The sequence below is a fragment of the Pontibacter chitinilyticus genome (genome assembly GCF_039748935.1).
Classification (GTDB): Bacteria; Bacteroidota; Bacteroidia; order Cytophagales; family Hymenobacteraceae; genus Pontibacter; species Pontibacter chitinilyticus.
The window spans coordinates 106,642-125,834 of record NZ_JBDIZJ010000005.1 but is presented as its reverse complement, the minus strand read 5'-3'; the positions used below and the strand labels follow the sequence as shown (position 1 = coordinate 125,834).

Annotated in this window: 19 protein-coding genes; 11 read left to right on the top strand and 8 right to left on the bottom strand. The window is 50.3% G+C overall.

Translation table 11 applies throughout. From position 1 onward, the window contains the following. On the top strand, positions 1–852 hold the full coding sequence (locus tag ABDW72_RS10250) for a class I SAM-dependent methyltransferase (protein WP_347158460.1): 852 nt from the start codon (positions 1–3) through the stop codon (positions 850–852). Between the two features lie 370 nt (positions 853–1,222). Continuing rightward, the gene (gene arr / locus ABDW72_RS20355) at positions 1,223–1,621 is read left to right on the top strand and encodes an NAD(+)--rifampin ADP-ribosyltransferase (RefSeq protein ID WP_430438153.1); all 399 of its coding nucleotides are present in this window, start codon (positions 1,223–1,225) and stop codon (positions 1,619–1,621) included. Between the two features lie 173 nt (positions 1,622–1,794). Here the strand turns inward: arr and ABDW72_RS10240 are convergent, their stop codons facing one another. The 3 genes from ABDW72_RS10240 to ABDW72_RS10230 form a co-directional block, all read right to left on the bottom strand. Further along, positions 1,795–2,058: a hypothetical protein gene (locus ABDW72_RS10240; protein WP_347158458.1), complete on the bottom strand. Its 264-nt coding sequence runs from the start codon at positions 2,056–2,058 to the stop codon at positions 1,795–1,797. Positions 2,059–2,143: 85 nt separating this feature from the next. Next, on the bottom strand, positions 2,144–2,374 hold the full coding sequence (locus tag ABDW72_RS10235) for a hypothetical protein (protein ID WP_347158457.1): 231 nt from the start codon (positions 2,372–2,374) through the stop codon (positions 2,144–2,146). Positions 2,375–2,486: 112 nt separating this feature from the next. Further along, the gene (locus tag ABDW72_RS10230; protein ID WP_347158456.1) at positions 2,487–2,708 is read right to left on the bottom strand and encodes a hypothetical protein; all 222 of its coding nucleotides are present in this window, start codon (positions 2,706–2,708) and stop codon (positions 2,487–2,489) included. A gap of 16 nt (positions 2,709–2,724) precedes the next feature. On the opposite strand from ABDW72_RS10230, the gene ABDW72_RS10225 reads away from it, so the two are divergent. Together ABDW72_RS10225 and ABDW72_RS10220 are read left to right on the top strand one after the other, a co-directional pair. Next, a complete protein-coding gene (locus ABDW72_RS10225) occupies positions 2,725–3,831 on the top strand; it encodes an MBL fold metallo-hydrolase (RefSeq protein ID WP_347158455.1) in 1,107 nt (368 codons plus the stop codon). A gap of 96 nt (positions 3,832–3,927) precedes the next feature. Next, positions 3,928–4,635 (top strand): Dph6-related ATP pyrophosphatase, encoded by a 708-nt coding sequence (locus ABDW72_RS10220; RefSeq protein ID WP_347158454.1) that lies wholly within the window; start codon positions 3,928–3,930, stop codon positions 4,633–4,635. Here the strand turns inward: ABDW72_RS10220 and ABDW72_RS10215 are convergent. After that, positions 4,632–6,197: a sensor histidine kinase gene (locus ABDW72_RS10215; RefSeq protein WP_347158453.1), complete on the bottom strand. Its 1,566-nt coding sequence runs from the start codon at positions 6,195–6,197 to the stop codon at positions 4,632–4,634. The genes ABDW72_RS10220 and ABDW72_RS10215 overlap by 4 nt on opposite strands. A 354-nt stretch (positions 6,198–6,551) precedes the next feature. Further along, positions 6,552–6,677, bottom strand: coding sequence for a hypothetical protein (locus ABDW72_RS10210; protein ID WP_347158452.1), 126 nt, complete (start codon positions 6,675–6,677; stop codon positions 6,552–6,554). 8 nt (positions 6,678–6,685) lie between these two features. Here ABDW72_RS10210 and ABDW72_RS10205 point away from each other — a divergent pair, with 8 nt between their 5' ends. Together ABDW72_RS10205 and ABDW72_RS10200 are read left to right on the top strand one after the other, a co-directional pair. Next, positions 6,686–8,443 (top strand): SLC13 family permease, encoded by a 1,758-nt coding sequence (locus tag ABDW72_RS10205; protein ID WP_347158451.1) that lies wholly within the window; start codon positions 6,686–6,688, stop codon positions 8,441–8,443. Between the two features lie 52 nt (positions 8,444–8,495). Continuing rightward, entirely contained in the window at positions 8,496–9,128 is a 633-nt protein-coding gene (locus ABDW72_RS10200) for a hypothetical protein (protein ID WP_347158450.1), read from the top strand. A 71-nt stretch (positions 9,129–9,199) separates the two neighbouring features. On the opposite strand, the gene ABDW72_RS10195 is transcribed toward ABDW72_RS10200, so the two are convergent. After that, positions 9,200–9,535 (bottom strand): hypothetical protein, encoded by a 336-nt coding sequence (locus tag ABDW72_RS10195; RefSeq protein WP_347158449.1) that lies wholly within the window; start codon positions 9,533–9,535, stop codon positions 9,200–9,202. 16 nt (positions 9,536–9,551) lie between these two features. After that, positions 9,552–9,941, bottom strand: coding sequence for a TerB family tellurite resistance protein (locus ABDW72_RS10190; protein WP_347158448.1), 390 nt, complete (start codon positions 9,939–9,941; stop codon positions 9,552–9,554). 354 nt (positions 9,942–10,295) lie between these two features. Between ABDW72_RS10190 and pfkA the strand changes: the two genes are divergently transcribed. Then, positions 10,296–11,267 (top strand): 6-phosphofructokinase, encoded by a 972-nt coding sequence (gene pfkA, locus ABDW72_RS10185; RefSeq protein WP_347158447.1) that lies wholly within the window; start codon positions 10,296–10,298, stop codon positions 11,265–11,267. A gap of 102 nt (positions 11,268–11,369) precedes the next feature. Here the strand turns inward: pfkA and miaA are convergent, their stop codons facing one another. Next, a complete protein-coding gene (gene miaA / locus ABDW72_RS10180; protein ID WP_347158446.1) occupies positions 11,370–12,284 on the bottom strand; it encodes a tRNA (adenosine(37)-N6)-dimethylallyltransferase MiaA in 915 nt (304 codons plus the stop codon). 240 nt (positions 12,285–12,524) lie between these two features. On the opposite strand from miaA, the gene ABDW72_RS10175 reads away from it, so the two are divergent. The 4 genes from ABDW72_RS10175 to ABDW72_RS10160 are packed head-to-tail and all read left to right on the top strand — an operon-like array spanning position 12,525 to position 19,179. Further along, positions 12,525–17,756 carry a PAS domain S-box protein gene (locus tag ABDW72_RS10175; RefSeq protein WP_347158445.1) on the top strand — a complete coding sequence of 1,744 codons (5,232 nt, stop codon included), beginning with the start codon at positions 12,525–12,527 and terminating at the stop codon, positions 17,754–17,756. A gap of 8 nt (positions 17,757–17,764) precedes the next feature. After that, positions 17,765–18,142 carry a response regulator gene (locus ABDW72_RS10170; protein ID WP_347158444.1) on the top strand — a complete coding sequence of 126 codons (378 nt, stop codon included), beginning with the start codon at positions 17,765–17,767 and terminating at the stop codon, positions 18,140–18,142. 3 nt (positions 18,143–18,145) lie between these two features. Beyond that, positions 18,146–18,421 carry a hypothetical protein gene (locus ABDW72_RS10165; protein WP_347158443.1) on the top strand — a complete coding sequence of 92 codons (276 nt, stop codon included), beginning with the start codon at positions 18,146–18,148 and terminating at the stop codon, positions 18,419–18,421. Further along, a complete protein-coding gene (locus tag ABDW72_RS10160) occupies positions 18,418–19,179 on the top strand; it encodes an MBL fold metallo-hydrolase (protein WP_347158442.1) in 762 nt (253 codons plus the stop codon). The genes ABDW72_RS10165 and ABDW72_RS10160 overlap by 4 nt, the downstream gene beginning before the upstream one ends. Positions 19,180–19,193: the final 14 nt, after the last annotated feature.

Genomic DNA, 19,193 nt, shown 5'->3' with positions numbered 1-19,193 from the left:
ATGGTAGCGAGCAAAAAGATTGTTGAGCCTGATAATACAGCTATACGAACAGCTTTATGGCGGGCTTTACACGTTCAGATCGACGAGAAGCCACCTATCCTTGAAGATGAAGTTGGGTTTAGGCTAATCAATCCGGAAAAGAACTGGCAGGAACGTCCTGACATGAAATATACCAAACGGCTTCGGGCTTCCATTGTTGCTCGTGCCCGCTTTGTGGAGGATGTAGCAAAAGAACAAATTGAAAAAGGTATAACGCAATATGTTTTGCTTGGTGCGGGACTTGATAGTTTTGCTCAGCGAAATCAAGAAGTTATCTCGGGCAGTGACGTTTATGAAATTGACCAGCCCGACACATTGGATTGGAAAGAGAAAAAACTAATTGAAAACGGTTACGCAATTCCAGACAACCTGCACTTCGTTCCTGTCGACTTTGAAACTACATCCTGGTGGGACGAATTGTTGCACAAAGGCTTTGACATCAATCAAGCGGCGTTTGTTTCTTGTACCGGCGTAACGCTTTATCTTACACAAGACGCCATTATCAACACGCTGAAAAAAATGACTTTACTTGCCTCGGGTTCGGCTGTAGCAATTGCATTTTATTTACCATTAGCACAGCTTGATGAAGAGGATAAACCACTCATGGAGATGTCAATAAAAGGAGCTGCCGCATCCGGAACGCCTTTTATCAGCTTTTATCCGCCTGACGAAATTGTAAAACTGGCGGAAGCAATAGGTTTAAAGGAAATTCAGACCGTTTCAACAAAAGATATGACAGAAAGGTACTTCAAAGGCCGGGCAGATAATCTTATTCCCGCGACTGGCGAATACTTCCTGGTTGCAAGCGTATAAATCTATCCCAACCAAGCATTTACAAATGGAGTTTAGCCCAAGCAACACGATTATTAAGCTCTGCCTTCAAGGTATGGACTTGGAAGGAAAAGGCAAACCCGAAGAAGCCAACAAACTATTTCTTCAAGCCTGGAACGACGCGACAAACAACTTTGAGAAATTTATTGCTGCCCATTATGTGGCCCGACAGCAAAGCAATATTCCCGATAAATTAAAATGGCTAAAAACAGCTTTACAGCTTGCATTAAAAATAAATGACGATTCGGTTAAGGGAGCTTTCGCCTCTCTGTATGCAAGTATTGCGAAAAGCTATGAGGACCTGAACGACCTTGATAACGCAAAAAAGAACTATGAATTAGCAAATTCGGTCATGGGCAACCCGTCTGACAAGGGTCCTTTTTATCACGGTACGAAGGCAGATCTGCAGGTTGGCGATTTTCTGACAGCGGGATATAATTCTAATTACAAGTCAGAACTCACGATGAATCACATTTATTTCACAGCCCTGGTTAACGGGGCCGGCCTTGCTGCAGCATTAGCTAAAGGTGATGGACGTGAACGTGTTTATATCGTTGAACCGACTGGGGACTTTGAAAATGACCCGAACGTTACAGACAAAAAATTTCCGGGAAACCCGACACGTTCCTATCGCACCTCAGCACCATTGAAAATTATTGGTGAAGTAACAGACTGGGTAAGACAAACTCCTGAAGAGCTTCAAAATTGGCGTGAAAAGCTGGCAAATAATAAAGGAGAAATTATCAATTAACTTCTGAGATGTACACAACTTGCCCATTCTTGTAAGTTATATCATCAGAGAAGTGATTTAAGTTAGAAAATGTAAAATACATTTGCTTAATCCTGTACAATGGCCATACCTCGTCTTGACAAGGGGCTCCCGACAAAATGACACCTAAATTTTTTCCACTTTCCGGTACTGCCTTACTCCTTCTCTTTGTTAATCGGCAGCTTCAGCCTGATCGTATCGGCGTAGGGGTCCAGTGAAGTATAGGTGGTCAGCGCCCGGACGAGGCCGATGGTTTTGAGATCATACAAAAACCAGAGCTCCACATAAAAATCATACAGCCAGTACAGGTCTATTTTGCACCAGCCGCGGATGCGGTGATGCAGGTACTGCCCTTGCTCCAATACTAACTCAGCTTGCTGCCGGGGCAAAAGTTCATTAAATTCTTCGGCGCTCATCATGTCTTATCAAGTGCTACACCAGCCAATAATCAAAAAGGCTGCACAGGGCAGCCTTATGGGTTTAACGTAAATAGTATGATTTGGTCTAGTTCAGATGCAGCGTGTAGAGTTCAAAGCGGGTGGAAGCAAAGCTCCAGTGCGACGCGGAAGGATGAATTTCCACCCCATCCTCATCCATAATGGTTACAGCAAACCCTTCGCCCTGGTTCAGAGGCTCCGTGAAGTGCTTGACAGGGTACACCTTGCCTTCCTCTATCCATTCATCCGGCTCAAAAGCAGGCATCGACGCGTCTAAGCACTTTGCATAAACGGCCATATAGCTGGGGGGTACAAATAAGTTAACCATATCTTATAAACTTTTCAGAAAGATAAAAAATTCCTGCAAAACAGGAAATGCAACACGAATTAAATTTAGCAGGCACTAAAGACTAGTTTTTAGCAAAAAGCATGCCCCGTATGCCTGTTACTGCCATTACTGCCGGCTCTTGTTCTAATTCAATGTCGCGTTTTATACTTCGGCTGCCTGCACGCCTGGCCCTAAGCGCCTCCAGTGCTATAGCATAGCACAACCTGCCACCTGAAAGTATAAAGGCAATTTGCCATACACTTTTACCTGAGCCACGTAGTAAATGGTTCAGTCGCTTTGTCATACTTTCAAACAAACTTATGGAGACATCTACCAACAGAACTTCCCCCACCATTCAGGAGTCTTTTCCGGTGGCGCAAGGCGTGTGGGGGCTCAAAACTGTGTTTGTAAACCTGTATTTTATTGCCGAGCCGGACGGCTCATGGGTGATGGTAGACGCAGGCCTTTACGGGCATAAACATAGAATAAAAAAGGCAGTGGAGGAGATATTTGGCCAGGAAGCAAGGCCCAAAGCTATCCTGCTCACCCACGGCCACTTCGACCACATTGGTTCTTTGCGGGAACTGGCCGCCGAGTGGCAGGTGCCCGTCTATGCGCATCCGCTGGAGTTACCCTATCTGACAGGCAAATCCAGCTACCCGCCGCCAGATGCGAGTGTTGGCGGTGGCGGAATGGCTTATATGGCCTTTCTGTACCCTAAAAAGCCCATCGATGTGAGCGATAACCTGGAGCTGCTGCCCACAGATGGCAGTGTGCCGGGTCTGTCGGAATGGCGGTGGCTGCATACGCCCGGGCATACGGCCGGGCACGTGTCCTTTTTCCGGGAGCGGGATCAGGTGCTGGTAGCCGGCGATGCCTTTGTTACCCGTAATGGCGAGTCGGTGATGGCTGTGATGACACAGAAGCGCAAAGTGCATGGCCCGCCCGCCTACTTCACCTCCGACTGGGGCGCTGCACAGCACTCCGTAGAAAAGCTTGCTAACCTGAGCCCTGCTGTGGCAGCCACCGGGCACGGCCTCCCCATGAAAGGCAAGGAATTGCAGTGGCAGCTCGACCAACTGGTGAAAGACTTCTGGATAACGGCCGTACCAGACCACGGCCGCTATGTGCACGAGCCCGCTATAACAGATGAGCAGGGCGTAGTTTCAGTGCCGCCGCCGGTCAGCAACCCGATGCCCAAAGTGCTGGCTGCTGCCGGTGCCGTAGCGCTGGCGGGCATTGCGCTGGCTGCCTTTAGCGGGCGAAAGTCGAAAAGTACGTATGTTGCGGGTAGCGCCTTTAAAGAAGGGTCAGCACGGCCGCTGCAGCATCGCCCTTTCTCGCACAACAGGGTAGCACCTGGCTTTCCGCCTGACATTGACCCCAACCATGACAACCCAAACGAACACACCAATAATTACCCTTAACAGATAGGGCCGGCTGCTGCAACAGCCGGCCCTATCTGTTTGTAAAGCGTTCCTGCCTTTCCGTACCTTTGTGCCACACCCAAGAGCAATTGCCTGATGTATAAAAGCATTTTTCACTGGAGCGGAGGCAAAGATTCGGCGCTGTGCCTCTACCTGGCGCAGCAGCAAAACAAGTATGACATCCAGCACCTGGTTACTACCCTGAGCAGCGCCACCCGGCGTATTACCATGCATGGCGTACGGCAGGAGCTGCTGGCGCAGCAGGCACAACAAATCGGTCTTCCGCTTACCGAAGTATGGCTCCCCGAAATAGCAGACATACACACGTATAACCAGCAAATGGAAGCGGCTGCCGATCATTTTGTATCGCAGGGCATCACACATGCAATTTTTGGCGACATCAACCTGCAGGACTTACGGGAATACCGGGAGCAGCAGTTAGCCCGCACAGGTCTGCAAGCGGTATTCCCTTTATGGGGGCGCTCCACCCGTACGCTGGTGCAGGAGTTTATTGCTATAGGTTTCAAAGCCGTGGTGGTGTGCGTGAATGCGCGCCTGCTGGATGCTTCGTTTGTGGGGCGCGAACTGGATGCCCACTTTCTGGAGGCCCTGCCGCCCGGAGTAGATCCGGCGGGAGAAAACGGGGAATTCCACACGTTTGTGTATGATGGCCCGCTCTTTACCAGGCCGGTTGACTTTATCGTAGGAGAAAAAGTAAAGAAAACGTATGCGCCTGCCGCAGATGCCAACACAGAAAAGCCCGCCTTTGACACAGACTTCTGGTTCAGCGAACTATTGCCTTAGCTCTGCGGAGTCAGCTCCTGCTGGGTGGGCGTCATAAATTTGTGCTTCTGATTGAAGTATACTTTAAAAGTAGAGCCATGCCCAATCTCGCTCTCCACTTCAATGCTATCATCCGCATTTTCAAGTATACGCTTCACAATGTATAAGCCTATGCCGGTACCCTCCACGTGTGTGTACAGCCGCTTAAACATGTAGAAAACCTTCTCTTGCTGGCTAGCATCTATCCCCAAGCCGTTATCTTTAACAGTCAGCAGCAGTTTATCGGCCGACAGCGGTTCGATTTTTATAGCTAGTACCGGCGGCCTGTCTGGCGCGGCATACTTAATGGCGTTGGAGATGAGGTTGAGAAAGATGCTATGCAGGTTTTTACGCGAGTACCGCAGGAATAAGTACTTTGGTATAGAAACGTCCAGAACCGCCTTGCTGGCCTGTACCGCTACATCTAGTGTTTGAATTACTTTCTCCAGCACCTCGCTTACTTCCACCCACTCCAGCACCAGGTTATCGTCTTGCTGCACTTTGGCAATATCAGTCAGGTCGCTGATCACGTCCTTCAACCGGTTAATGGAGGAATTTACTTTTGAGAGCACCTCCTGGTAAGCAGTACTGTTGTCACGTAGCTCCTCCTCTTCCAGTATGTGAATCAACCCTTCGAGGTTGGCAATGGGCGCTTTCAGGTCGTGCGAGGCCGTGTATACAAAATTATCAAGGTCGTTGTTTATCCGCATCAGCTGTCGGTTCTTCAGCATCAGCTCTTCGTTCTTGCGGCGTTCCGAGAGGTCGCGTATTACTTTAGAAAAGCCTAGTAATATGCCATCAGCCTTGTAAATAGGTGAAATAACGACATTCATCCAGCTGGAGCTGCCATCTTTCTTGATCCGCAGGCCTTCATCCTCAAAACGGCCGTTTTTAACCGCCTGCGTAAGTTCGTATTGCGGAAAACCGCTCTCAACAGCTTTCTGGGTATAAAAGCAGGAAAAATGGCGCCCAATGATCTCCTGGGCCGTATAGCCGCTGATACCCTCTGCGCCTGCATTCCATGTAATAATGCGGCCGTTGGGGTCCAGCATAAAGATGGCATAATCGTGCACGCTGTCGATCAGAAGCCGGGCTCTTTCTTCGCTCTCCCGTAGCTCCTCATTCGCCTTTTTCAGCTGTTCCTCCAGCTTTTTTCGTTCCGTTAGGTCGCGCGTTACCTTCGAAAAGCCAAGCAGCTTTTTGTCTTTGTCTAACACTGCTGTGATGATCACATTGGCCCAGAACAGAGAACCGTCTTTCCTTTTGCGCCAGCCTTCGTCCTCAAAGCGGCCGTTCTGCACCGCCCATTTCAGCTCTGACGCAGGATAATCGCGGGCTAAATCAGGCTCTGAATAAAAAGTAGAAAAGTGTTTCCCGATGATCTCAGAGGCAGTATACCCTTTGATGCGCTGCGCACCTTTGTTCCAGGAGATTACGTGCCCTGTCGTATCCAGCATAAAGATAGCGTAATCAGAGACACTCTCTACCAGAAGCCGGTACCGCATCTCCTCTTCTTCCTGCTGTACATCATGGTTACTATTCATACTACCAGGACCGTTGCTCATAGCTAAAGGAATATCTTTATAAATGGTAAATTAGTCCAAGAAACTAAACCCGATACTGTCATTATAAAGAAATTGTTGTGCCGATCATTTTTAGTGAAAATAATCGAAAATTCCCCTTTTCGGAGCAGAAGTACGCACTTATACTTAACAACTACAACCTTTCGCTCCTGAAAAGGGCAAATCCGGAGAAGAAACATGTTTAAATAAAAGTCATTCAGCTACTGGTGCAAGTGTTTACTGCAAAGGAGCGGCAGAACGTTACACCGCTGAATAGAATAGCAAGCAGATTGATTTCCGGGCAAAAAACAGACCTGTGGCCTGCTTTGCTTTTCTTCACTGGCGTATGTGCCAATACTTATAGTTCTTCTTTATACTTCCCGGGCACTCACTCTCAAACTCAATCTGCTGCTGCACGTAAAAGCCGAGGTTATACCTTCCTCCTAAGGTATACTTACTCATTTGGTTTTATGGAAATAGCCCTTGTGCTTACGCTACTGGTGATAGCGGTTGTGCTCTTTGCTACTGAAAAGCTCTCCATCGAGATCGTAACGCTCCTGATGCTGATCATCCTGGCCAGTGCGCGGGTGATTACGCCGGAGGAGGCGTTTGCCGGTTTCAGCAGCGATTTTATTATTATCATTGCTTCTATTTTTATACTTAGTGCAGCGCTGGAAGAAACGGGTATCCTGGATTTTATTGTCGTGCGGCTGGCACGGCTGGCACGGCACAGCTCCAGCCTTTTGTTGTTTGTGGTGATGCTGCTAACGGGCACTATTTCCGCTTTTATGAACAATACCACCGTCACAGCGATGTTTGTTACTCCCCTTGTGGGGCTCTCCAGGCGCATTAACCAGAGCGCCTCCAAGCTCCTGATGCCGCTGGCCTATGCCGCCATACTAGGGGGCACCTGCACCCTGATCGGCACCTCTACTAACGTGGCCATTAGCGGCTATATCGCCAAAGCAGGACTGGCGCCCATCGGCCTTTTTGAGATTTCAGGGATAGGCTTTGTTATTTTTCTGGTGGGTATACTTTACATGGTTACCATTGGCCAGCGCATGCTCCCCAACCGCGACGACCAGCAACTTACAGAAGAGTATAAGCTGCAGAAATACCTCACCGAAATTGTGGTGCTGCCTGATTCGCCCCTGGTAGGGCAACTGGTCTTTGCCTCCGACCTCACCTCGCTTAATTTCCGGATGCTTAACATTATACGAGGCAAGGAGAATTTCCTGCCGGACTTTCGTACGCGCATCAATGCGCGGGATGTGCTGCTGGTGGAAGGCGATCTGGAAAACCTGATCAAAGTCAAGGAAACTAAGGGCGTGCAGATTATGGCCGACGTGATTCTGGAGAAAGACCTGCAGACAGAGAACATCAAGCTGGCCGAGCTATTGATCGTGCGCCAGTCGAACCTGATCGGCCGCACGATAAAAGACATAAATTTTCTGCAGCGCTACGGCCTGGTGGTGCTGGCGATCTCCCGCCACGGCGAAACGCTGCGTTCCAAGATTGGTAGTATCCAGCTGCAGCTCGGTGACCTCCTGCTAGTGCAGGGCTCTTCCGAACGGCTCGGGCAGATGCGCCATTCGTACAATGTAGCGTTGCTCGAAGAGTTTGAGCCTGTACTTTACAAAAAACGGAAGGGCATTATTGCGATCTCCTGCTTCATCATCGGTATTTTGCTGGGTACCTTAAAGATACTGCCGCTCTCCATTGCCTTCCTGCTTGCGGCGATCTGCAGTATTCTGTTCCGCTGCATCAGTGCCGACAAAGCCTATAGCGCCATCGATTTTCGCCTGCTGATCCTGATCGGCGGCATGACGGCGTTTGGAACGGCTATGGAAAACTCCGGTGCAGCCGATTTTCTGGCAAACGGCATTGTGTTGCTGATGGGCCCTATGGGTAAACTGGCGGTGCTGGGTGGCTTTATTATCCTGACCGTACTGCTGACGCAGCCTATGTCTAACGCTGCAGCTGCCCTGGTGGTGGTGCCGGTAGCCCTGCATACGGCCCAACAGCTGCACGCCGACCCGAGGGCCTTTGCCATTGCCATTATGCTGGCGGCCTCTGTGTCGCTGGTAACGCCCTTCGAGCCTGCCTGTATTCTGGTCTACAGCCCTGGCAAGTATAAATTCCTGGATTTCATCAAGATCGGCACGCCGCTTACACTGCTGCTCGTTGCTGTTATCCTGCTGCTGGTGCCTGTTTTCTGGCCTTTGTAACAGCATAGGTCTAATCAGAGTACGCACTAATGAAGAGGAACAAATCTGACCTATGAAAAAAATATCCATCACAGGCTGGGCCATGCTATTATTGGCCGCTACTGCCTGCTCTCCAAAGAATGAAGAAGTAACAAACGAACAGATCGAAACAGGGTCAAAAGCACAGGCGCTCGACACCATTTCGAATATGCGGAAAGATGCCGTGAAGACGGATGAGAACAATACTTCGCCCACCTTGCCCATGCCCCAACCGGTGATGCAGCTTTTGGCGCAGCGCTACCCAGGCTGGCAGCAGCCTGAACTGACAGCGGAGGCGCAGCAACAGGCTGACAATGGCGGGCAGAGCCCAACGCTGGTGCGCGGCGACTACAACGGAGACAGCCGCCAGGACTATGCCTTGCAGCTACAGCAAGGAAATAAAGTAATTGTAGTGGCTGTGCTGGATGCAGCAGGCGGAAACTGGCAGGTATACGAATTGAAACAGGACATCCTGTTCAACGACCGCAACAAACTCCAGAGTTTATACTACCTCTACCCGATCAAGAAAGGAGAAACGCTGGACGCAACAGGCGCTACGGAGGATATAGAAGCACCCTTTGATGCCATTGGTCTTGGCATTGAGAACAGCAAAGTAGCCTACCTCTACCATAACGGCAAATTTGCAGCCCACACGCTGGCTGACTAGTCACAAGTATAAATCTCATACAAAAGCCGGCCCCTGCTAGTATAAACAAAGCAAAGGCCGGCTTTTTCCCGTTATAACTGAACAATAAAGTACACAGCGATCGCGACCAGGGCCATGCCCGTAGACACCAGCGTAAGTATAACTTTACTTAACTGAACGGCATACAACCTGTCCGTACGCGACAGGGAAACGCGCGCCATGCGGAGGTATAGCAAGAAAAGTAAGACGGCTGCGACGATGCCGATGCACCAGAGTGCCCCAAAACGCATTAGGAAGGCAACAGGCAGCTGCCGGTACATATGGAACATGATGGTGTTATCACGCATCAGGAACTGAGATCCGAGGAGTAACAGCAGGCATCCATAAAATATAAGCAAAACATGGCTGTTAGGCCGGTGATCTTTCATACGAAGCAATTTACTATTAATTTAAGAAAGACTGGGCCTCCGATTTGATGTGCTCCCGCGATTGGCCGTCTTTTACGCCCATCGAGATCTTGCGCACCAGCACCCCTACAATCGTTTTTTTAAAACCCAGTCGGGCCGCCATGTTGATGCAGAAATTCATTTCTGTTTCATCCACAATGCCATCGGCCAGCATCATTTCCACCAGGTCATAGATCTGGTCAAAACGGTCCGAATCATTTGTGGGCAGCTGCGGCTCCACTTTTTCGGCACTTGCCAGCAGTTCCCGCACTTCGTTCGGTCGCATACCGTTTTTCTTCCCGATCGAAACGATAAATTTCATTTCGGCAGGGTCCAGGTGCCCATCAATCTTAGCTAGTGCTCCAAGGTTGGTAATATGACTTTTCAATCTTTTTGTTTCTTCGCTCTCAAAAAAACCAAACATACGTTGCCTCTCTATTTTAAAATCTATTATTTCGCAATTTGATATCGTTCAGTAAAGCGCAGTGTGTTGCGGTGCAGCTTGTTAAAAGCGCAGCTACAAGGGTTTTAGTCATTTTAACGCTGAAACCCAGGACACAAGTATGCTGCTATTACATACGGTTTCCTATATTTTTGGAGACGCCTTGGCGCTTTTTTTTTACTTTTGCTCAGGAGGCAGTAGTAAGAAGGGCAAAAAAGATGCAACAGATCTGTTGGTAAGCCATCGGCCGGCAAGCGTTTCCGTTACTTTAAACGAAGCTAAACACTATAACATACTATCATGAAAAAGATAGGTATTTTTACTTCCGGCGGCGACGCACCAGGCATGAACGCCTGTATCAGAGCAGTTGTCCGAACCGCTATTTATAACGGGATGGAAGTTTACGGCATCCAGCGCGGCTACAATGGCATGATCAAAGGAGAGATCTACAAGATGGAGTCTCACTCGGTAAGCAACATCATCCAGAAAGGCGGTACCATTCTCCGGTCAGCACGCAGCAAAGATTTTATGACCAAGGAAGGCCGTCAGAAAGCGTACGAACAACTGAAGAAGCATGGCATAGAAGGGCTAATTGCCATTGGCGGCGACGGTACCTTTACCGGGGCCAACATATTTCACGAAGAATACGGCATTCCGGTGCTGGGCGCGCCGGGCACGATTGATAACGACCTGTTTGGCACTGATTACACCATCGGCTACGATACAGCTGTCAATACGTCGCTGGATGCGATTGATAAGATCCGGGATACGGCAGACAGCCACGACCGCGTGTTCTTTATTGAAGTAATGGGCCGCGACTCAGGTTATATTGCCATTCCGTGTGCTATTGGCGGCGGCGCGGAGATCGTGATGATCCCGGAGTCGGAAACTACCATCGACACAGTGGTGGAAGCGCTCCGCACCGGTTGGAGCCGTTCTAAAACATCTTTCATCGTGATTGTGGCTGAAGGTGACGTGGCCGGCCATGTTACAGAGATCGCTAACAAAGTACAGGAGGCTCTGCCGCATATGGATGCCCGTTGCACCATACTAGGCCATGTGCAGCGTGGCGGCGCACCTACCGCTGCCGACCGCATGCTGGCCAGCCAATTGGGAATAGCCTGCGTGGAAGGCTTACTGGCAGGACGCACCAATGAGATGGCCGGCATCATTAACGGCGAACTGGTTTACTCGCCTTTCATTGATACCATCACGAAAATAAAACCGATTAACCCATACTACCTGCGCATGGTTGATATCCTGTCGGTGTAACTTGGTTGAAGTATAAATTACGGGTGAGCTGCCGGTACGTGTGTAATGCAACTTTGGAATACAGCTTACCGTCGTTTTTGATTTGCAACTTAATAGGCTGCATTATACCTCCGCATCTATAAACTGAAGGATCTCCTGCCACTGCCCCGGATGAAACCAGGTATAAGCGGCCTCCTGCTGAAACCAGGTAAGCTGCCGCTTGGCATAGCGCCGGCTATTGCGTTTCAGCAGGCGTACGGCTTCGGCCCAATCATACTTACCATCCAGGTAATCAAACAATTCCTTATACCCCACTGTCTGCAACGCATTGTGCTGCCGGTAAGGGTATAAGGCCTTTGCTTCTTCCAGCAGCCCCTGCGCCAACATCATATCCATGCGTTCATCAATGCGCTGGTACAGTTCGCCCCTGTCGCGGGTAAGCGCCAGCCTGACGAGGCGGAACGGGCGCTCCTGCTTTACATTTTTCCGGAAAGCAGAATAAGGCTGGCCACTTGACAGGCATACTTCCAGCGCTCGGATCACGCGCTGCGGGTTGGCCTGGTCTACGCGGACATAATAGGCGGGGTCTAGTTGCTGCAATTGCGTTAACAGTGGCGCCAGCCCCTGCTCCTGCCATTGTTTGGTTAGCTGCTCCCGAAGGGCCGTATCGGCTTCCGGCATCGCATCCATTCCTTCGCAAACAGCCCGCACATACAGGCCCGAACCACCGGTCAGAATCACGGTATCATGCACCTCAAAAAGCTGCTGCAGCAGCGCCAGTACATCCTGCTCGTAGGCACCGGCATTGTAGGTCTCCTGAATGCTATGCGAATTGATAAAATGGTGCATCACTCCCTCCTGCTCTGCCACTGTAGGCTTCGCCGTGCCGATGTTCATCTCCCGGTAGAATTGCCGTGAGTCGGCCGAGAGGATCATGGTGTTGTAGTGCCGGGCCAGCTGTACACACAAGGCTGTTTTGCCTACTGCCGTAGGGCCCACCACCACAATCAACCGTTTATTTGTTGTGCTCTCCGGCATATCTTTTCGTTTGTAACTGTTCTGGCGCCGGCGTATTCCGGCTCCCCTGCGTAGCACCTGCTTCGCAACAGGTTAGAGGCATGGCTCTGAAGCTGCCGCCTTTATTCCTTTAGGTGTCCTAAAATTATGCGCCCGCCAACACCAATATGTTTGCAAATTTATAGTTTAAATCGTAAACTTTGATTTGGAGTGTACTTGCTATGTGCTGCTCTGAACTGAATACTCTTTGAACTAGCCATAATGCTAAACATAACACCCCACACGTCTTTTGAGCCGCAGCGTAAGCAGGCGGATGCTTTGCTCCAGGTGCTGGAGCAGCTTGCCGAACCTGGCCATGGACTGGTGGTTGCACTGCCCACAGGGCATATTTTATCCATTAACGCAGTAACAGCCGCTTACACCACCCACCTGCCCGATGCTGCCGCTGTGGGGTATGTAAGCGAATTACTACGCCTTGGCCCGCCAGCCTTCGAGCAGCTGGCAGATCAGCTGCAGGCGCAGCACAAAATAGTAGGCGAAGTGCAGGCTGCCGAAAATGGCTGCTGTTCGTTTCAGTACAGTTGCCGCCTGGTGCAGTACCAAGGTACTACCTTTCTCTGCCTGGAGCTCACGAACCTGGGGCAGCCTTCGGTATTTGTTCCTTTTGGGGCCGACAGCTACCATACAGTGTTCGAGAACAGCACAGAGCCGCTTTTTATCCTCGACAATGCCGGTTGCTTTATTGACCTGAACCATGGTGCTCTGGCTCTTGTGAACCAGCAAAAGGAAATGTTGGTGGGCAAACCTATCTGGCGTAGCTTCGGCCTGAACTTGTTTGAACGCGTCTCACTGAAAAAGCAGCTGCAGCAGGCGCAAACCGGCTCCGTACAAAAATTTGAATGGTGGCTGCGGGAGCAGGAAAATGACCTGTTGCCCATTGAGATCACGTTGCACAAAGGCCTGTTTCAGAAGCAGGATGTTATTTTCGGCTCTGCCAAAAACCTGAACGAGGTGATTGACAAAGAGCAGGATGTGCGCTTCCGCAACAACCAGTTAGAGTTCATCAACCAGCTGCTCACCCGCCTCTCCACCTCCGACAGCCAGCAGGAAGTCCTTAATTCCACGCTGGATGAGCTGCTGGAGAAAAGTGATGTACAGGGCGGCTGTGTCTACACATATTGTGCGGCCAATTATCAACTGCAACTAACCTACTCTGCCGGGGCAACCGGCGAGCCGGCGCTGCCGCAGGAAGTATACCTGGGCGAAGACGAAACATTGAAGCTGGTGCACGCCCAGCAGCGTAAGGCGCTTTCCTATGCCCTTCAGATCATGCAGCAGCAGCTAAAGCGTCCCCTCACCCTGGTGCCAATTACGAGTGAGCAGAAGCTGCTGGCCATTATTGCCGTGTGGCCCTCTGATGTACCGAAAATGACCCAGTCGTTTGTAGCCCTGCTCAACTTTATCGGTGGCACGGTAGGCAACTACATTTCGCGGCACCAGTTGCAGCAGCAGCTAATAAATACCGAAGATAAGTACCGGCTGCTGTTCGATGCGTCCTACGACGCCATTCTCCTGTTCGACAAGTATGGCCGGGTGGTTGAATGTAACGACAAAGCCCTGCACGTCTTTAATTGCAGCCGCGAAGACCTGATAGGCAAAACCCCTGAAGACTATTCCCCGGAATACCAGCCGGATGGCATGCGTTCGGATGATAAACTAAAACTGCTCATAGATGAGTTGCTGGAAACAGGAGTCCCGAATACGTTCGAATGGAAGAACATAAGAAAAGACGGTACCTATTTTGATGCGGAGATCAACATCAACCGCATTCAAATCAACAATGAGTATTTTATACAGGCGTTCAAGCGCGACATTACCCAACGCAAGCAGGCACAACTCGCCAAACGGCGTGCCGAGATCGCAAGCGAGTCGATTACCCAGTTTCGTTACTTCCTGGATAAAGTAAACCTGGTTTATTACAGCCTGGATACCAATGGGAATATTGCCTTTGCCAATGATTACTTCCTCAAGTATGCAGAATATAGCCGGGAGGAGATGATCGGCCAGAACTTCTTCACGTTGCTGGTATCGGAACAGGACCGCCAGCACCGCTTCGAAGAGTTCAAAGAGGTGCTCCGGACCAAGCACCTGAATGCCTATTACGAGCGCGACATTGTTACCAAAACCGGCCAGCTGAAAACCATCCGCTGGAACTGCATGATTGAGTATGGCGCAGACGGGGAAGTAACCGGCATCACGAATGTGGGCAAGGACATGACCGATAAGCGCATTGCCATGGAAGCGCTTAAAGACAACAAAATCCGCCTGCAGGACCTTTTTGACAACGCGCATGACCTGATCCAGAATATTTCGGTCGATAACAAATTCATTTTTGTGAACAGGGCCTGGAAAGAACGCTTAGGCTACACCGACCTGGATATCGAAACGCTTACCCTCAACGACATTGTACACCCCTACTACAAGGCCAAGCTTATTTACCAGCTGCGCAATCTGTATAAGGGCGAGAATGTCAACAAGATTGAAACGGTGTTCCTGACCAAAGCCGGTAAGCCGGTGCACCTGATCGGCAGTATCACCTGCAGCTGGCAGGATGGCCGCCCAGTAGCTACCCGCGCCATTCTCCACGACATCACTGACCGCATCAAGGCCGAGCGCCTGCAGAAAGTATACTATAGCATTGCCAACCTGGCTATCAGCAGCAAGGACCTTCATTCTCTTTACTCCGCCATTCACCGGGAGCTCAGCAAGATCATCGAGACCCGCAACATTTACATTGCCCTTTGCGACAACGAGCACCAGCACCTGCACTTTGTGTACCTGGTAGACCAGTTTATTGACAAAGCTGCCACATCCAGCGTACGCCGTCCGTTTTCGACTGGGTTGAGCGAGTATATCATCGAAACGGGCAGGCCGCTCTACATGCAGAAAGAAGAGCTACAGCTTTTAGGCCAGAAAGAAGGGTTAACGATCTTCGGAACGCTGCCGGAGGTGATCCTCTGCTCGCCACTGGCCATTGGGGATCGCATCATTGGCGTCATCACCCTGCAGGACTACCAGAACCCGGAAGCCTATGTGCACACGGACATCGAGATCCTGCACTTCATCTCGAACCAGGTAGCCCTGGCTATTGAGCGGAAACGCAATGAGGAGCAGATCAGTAACCAGAATGCCCGCCTGAATGCCATTTTCGAGAGTGGTACGCACCACATGTGGTCGCTGAACCGCGAGTTTGAGCTGACCTCGTTTAACCGCAATTTTGCAGTAGCTTTTCAGGAACGCAGCGGCTTCGAGCTGAAACCCTACACGCCGCTACACGACGATACCATCTATAACATCCACGAGAACTCATATGAGTTCTGGCATGACAAGTATAAACTGGCCTTTGAAGGGCAGCCCCAGCATTTTGAGATTCACCTGACCTTCTCCGAAACCTGGCGCGAAGTATACCTCAACCCAATTTACCTGAACGACGGCAGCTTTGAGGAAATCTCGGGTATAGCCTTGGATATTACCGATAAAAAGAAGTCGCAGCTGGCACTGGCCGAGAACGAGGAGAAATTCCGCCGCATTTTTGAGTCCTTCCAGGACGTGTATTACCGGGTAAATGTCAACAATATCCTGGAACTGGTAAGCCCGTCCATCCGGCAATTGCTGGGGTATGAGGAACACGAGGTGCTGGGCCGGAACATTGTCCGGTTCTATGCCGACCCGCTGGACCAGGAACGCATCAAGGAGCGAGTGCTCGACAAGCGTAGCATACGCGATGTGGAAGTAGAAATGGTCTGCAAAGACGGCACCCACAAAACCGTTATCCTGGACTCGCGGCTGGTGTATGACGAAGATGGCGAGCCGATGGCCATGGAAGGGGTTGCCCGCGACGTGTCGGAGTTGAAACGTACACAGGTAGCCTTGCTGCGCGCCAAAGAAGAAGCGGAGAACCTGCTGAAAGTTAAGACTCAGTTCCTGGCCAACATGAGCCACGAGCTGCGCACACCTATGAACGGCATCATCGGCATGATTGATCTGCTCAGTCAGATCAACCACGACCCGGAACAGAGCGAGTACATTGATACTTTGCGTAAGTCGTCGGATGCACTATTGGCTATCCTGAATGACATCCTGGACCTGTCCAAGATACAGGCAGGCAAACTGGTGCTGCACGAAGGGGCTGTTGACCTGGAAGAGACCTTAGGGAAAATATTCTCGCTGTTCTCTAATAGGGCGCAGCAAAAGGACCTCACTTTTACCTACAGCATTGCCCCAGGCACGCCGCTCCATGTGTTTACCGACGAAACCCGGCTGCTGCAGATACTCTCTAACCTTACCTCCAATGCCATTAAATTTACAAATGCCGGAGAGGTAAGTATAAAAGTGAGCAGCCGGCAGCTTGGCAGCCATACGTACCTGCTGCATGTGCGCGTAAAAGACTCCGGCATTGGCATCACCGAAGATGACCAGGAGCTGCTCTTTACCGACTTCACGCAGCTGGACAATTCCTCTACCAAAACTTTTGGCGGCACTGGCCTCGGTCTGGCTATTTCCAAGCAGCTCACGCAGTTGCTTGGTGGCGATATTGGGGTTGAATCGGAGCCCGATACTGGCAGTACCTTCTGGTTTAACATCAAAGTGCGCGAAGCAACCGCCCCAGAAATGGAGGAGCAGCGCCTGCGCCAGCAGCAGCCGGCAGAAATGGAACAGCTGCAGTATGCCCCTTTTGTGCTGCTGGTAGACGATAACCAGATAAACCAGAAAGTGGCGCAGAAGCAGCTGGAACGCATTGGCTGCCAGACCAACATTGCATCTAATGGCTTCGAGGCAATAGAGCTGGCGACCACCAACAAGTACAACATCATCTTTATGGATATTCAGATGCCCGAAATGGACGGCGTGACAGCTACCAGGCTCATCAAGCAAGAGCTGGGGGCAGACTGTCCGCCGATTATTGCCATGACGGCCTACTCTATGAAGGATGATGCGGCCAAGTTTATGGGGCAGGGCCTGGATGATTATGTCTCGAAACCGGTGAAAAGTGCCGACCTGCACGCTATGATCAGCAAATGGCAAAATGATAATTGGGAAGAAGCCACTGTCATAAACCCACCGGTAGCGGAGGAAGCTGAAGAGACGGCCGATCAATGCATTATTGATGAGCAGGTTGTTGCCCAGCTACGGCAGATCGGGGGGGACGAATTTGCAAGACAGATGTATATCGATTTTGAACAGGAAGCAGCAGAATTGTTGGAAGAAGCCAAAAAAGAGCTTATTGCACAACATTACAATAGTATTTTGAGTACATTGCATCAGCTAAAGGGCACTGGCTTTACACTAGGCATAAACCCGCTGGCGGAGCTCGCCAAACAATTAGAGCACGATATCAAGCAGGATTGCCTGGAGCACGTGCCTGAAAACTTCTCCAAGCTACTGGAGCAATACGAAAACTACCGAAAAGCTTATAAGGAAATAATTACATAGAAACGCACATGGCAGATAGCAAAACTATTCTGATTGCAGAGGATAGCTCTGTGATACTAAACCTGACGAAGAAGATCCTGGAGCTTCAGAACTACAAGATCCTGACTGCCAAAAACGGCGGCGAAGTATTAAAGCAGGTTGAAAACAACAAGATTGATGCTATTTTGATGGACCTGAACATCCCCGTTAAAAATGGTATGGAGTGCACTAAAGAAATTCGGGCGCACGAGAACAAGGATATCGCTGCTATCCCGATCATTGCTGTAACCGGCAATGCCAACAACTACAGCATGGACGACTTTAAAGAGGCCGGCATCAACGACTACCTACCCAAGCCCCTTGACTTTGACGCCCTGGTGATCACGGTTAAGAAATATACAGCCTAATGTATGGAGCTAAAGTATACGCGCCCTTTTTTAAACAAGCTGGAGGATATTTTTGCTGAGTCGGACTTTGTGTTGCGCTATGAAAAGGGCAACTTCAAAGCGGGCTATTGTGTGTTGAAGGATATGAAAGTGGCTGTAGTAAATAAATACTTTAGCCTGGAAGGCAAGATAAACTGCCTCTATGACATTCTTCGCATCATTGCAGTAGACCAGGACCGGCTCAGCGAAAAGAACCGCCTGCTCTATTCCGAAATCCGCCATCAGGAAAAGAAAGATTGAAAGTAACGTTCTTAGGTACAGGCACATCACAGGGCGTTCCCGTGATCGGATGCACCTGCGATGTATGCAGCTCCGTGGATTACCGCGACAAGCGGCTGCGGGTGTCGGTGCACCTGCAGGTGGCAGGTAAGAGCATTATTATCGATGCAGGGCCTGACTTCCGGCAGCAAGTGTTGCGCGAGCGCATCAGAACATTGGATGCGCTGGTATTTACGCACGAGCACAAAGACCATACTGCCGGCCTGGATGATATCCGCGCCTATAACTTTGCGCAGAAAAAGGATATGCCCATTTATGCGGAGGAACGGGTACTGGCGCAGCTGAAACAGGAATTTGCCTATATCTTTGCTGATTTCAAGTACCCGGGCATTCCGCAGGTGCAGCTGCACCCCATTACTAACACCCCTTTTGAGGTAGAGGGCGTGCTGTTTACCCCCATCCGGGTGAAACACTACAAACTGCCTGTCTTTGGCTATCGCATCGGTGACTTCACGTATATCACGGATGCTAATTTTATCTCTGAGGAGGAAAAAAACAAGGTAAGAGGCTCCAAAGTAATTGTGTTGAATGCCCTGCGCAAAGAGCCGCATATCTCGCACTTTTCCCTGCAGCAGGCAGTAGAGCTGCTGGAAGAGCTCCAACCAGAGCAGGCTTACCTGACGCACATCAGCCATTTGCTGGGCCAGCACCGCGAGGTGGAGCCCCGGCTACCTGCCTTCATACACCTGGCCTACGATGGCCTGCAACTAGAAATATAGCATACTTTGTAGCG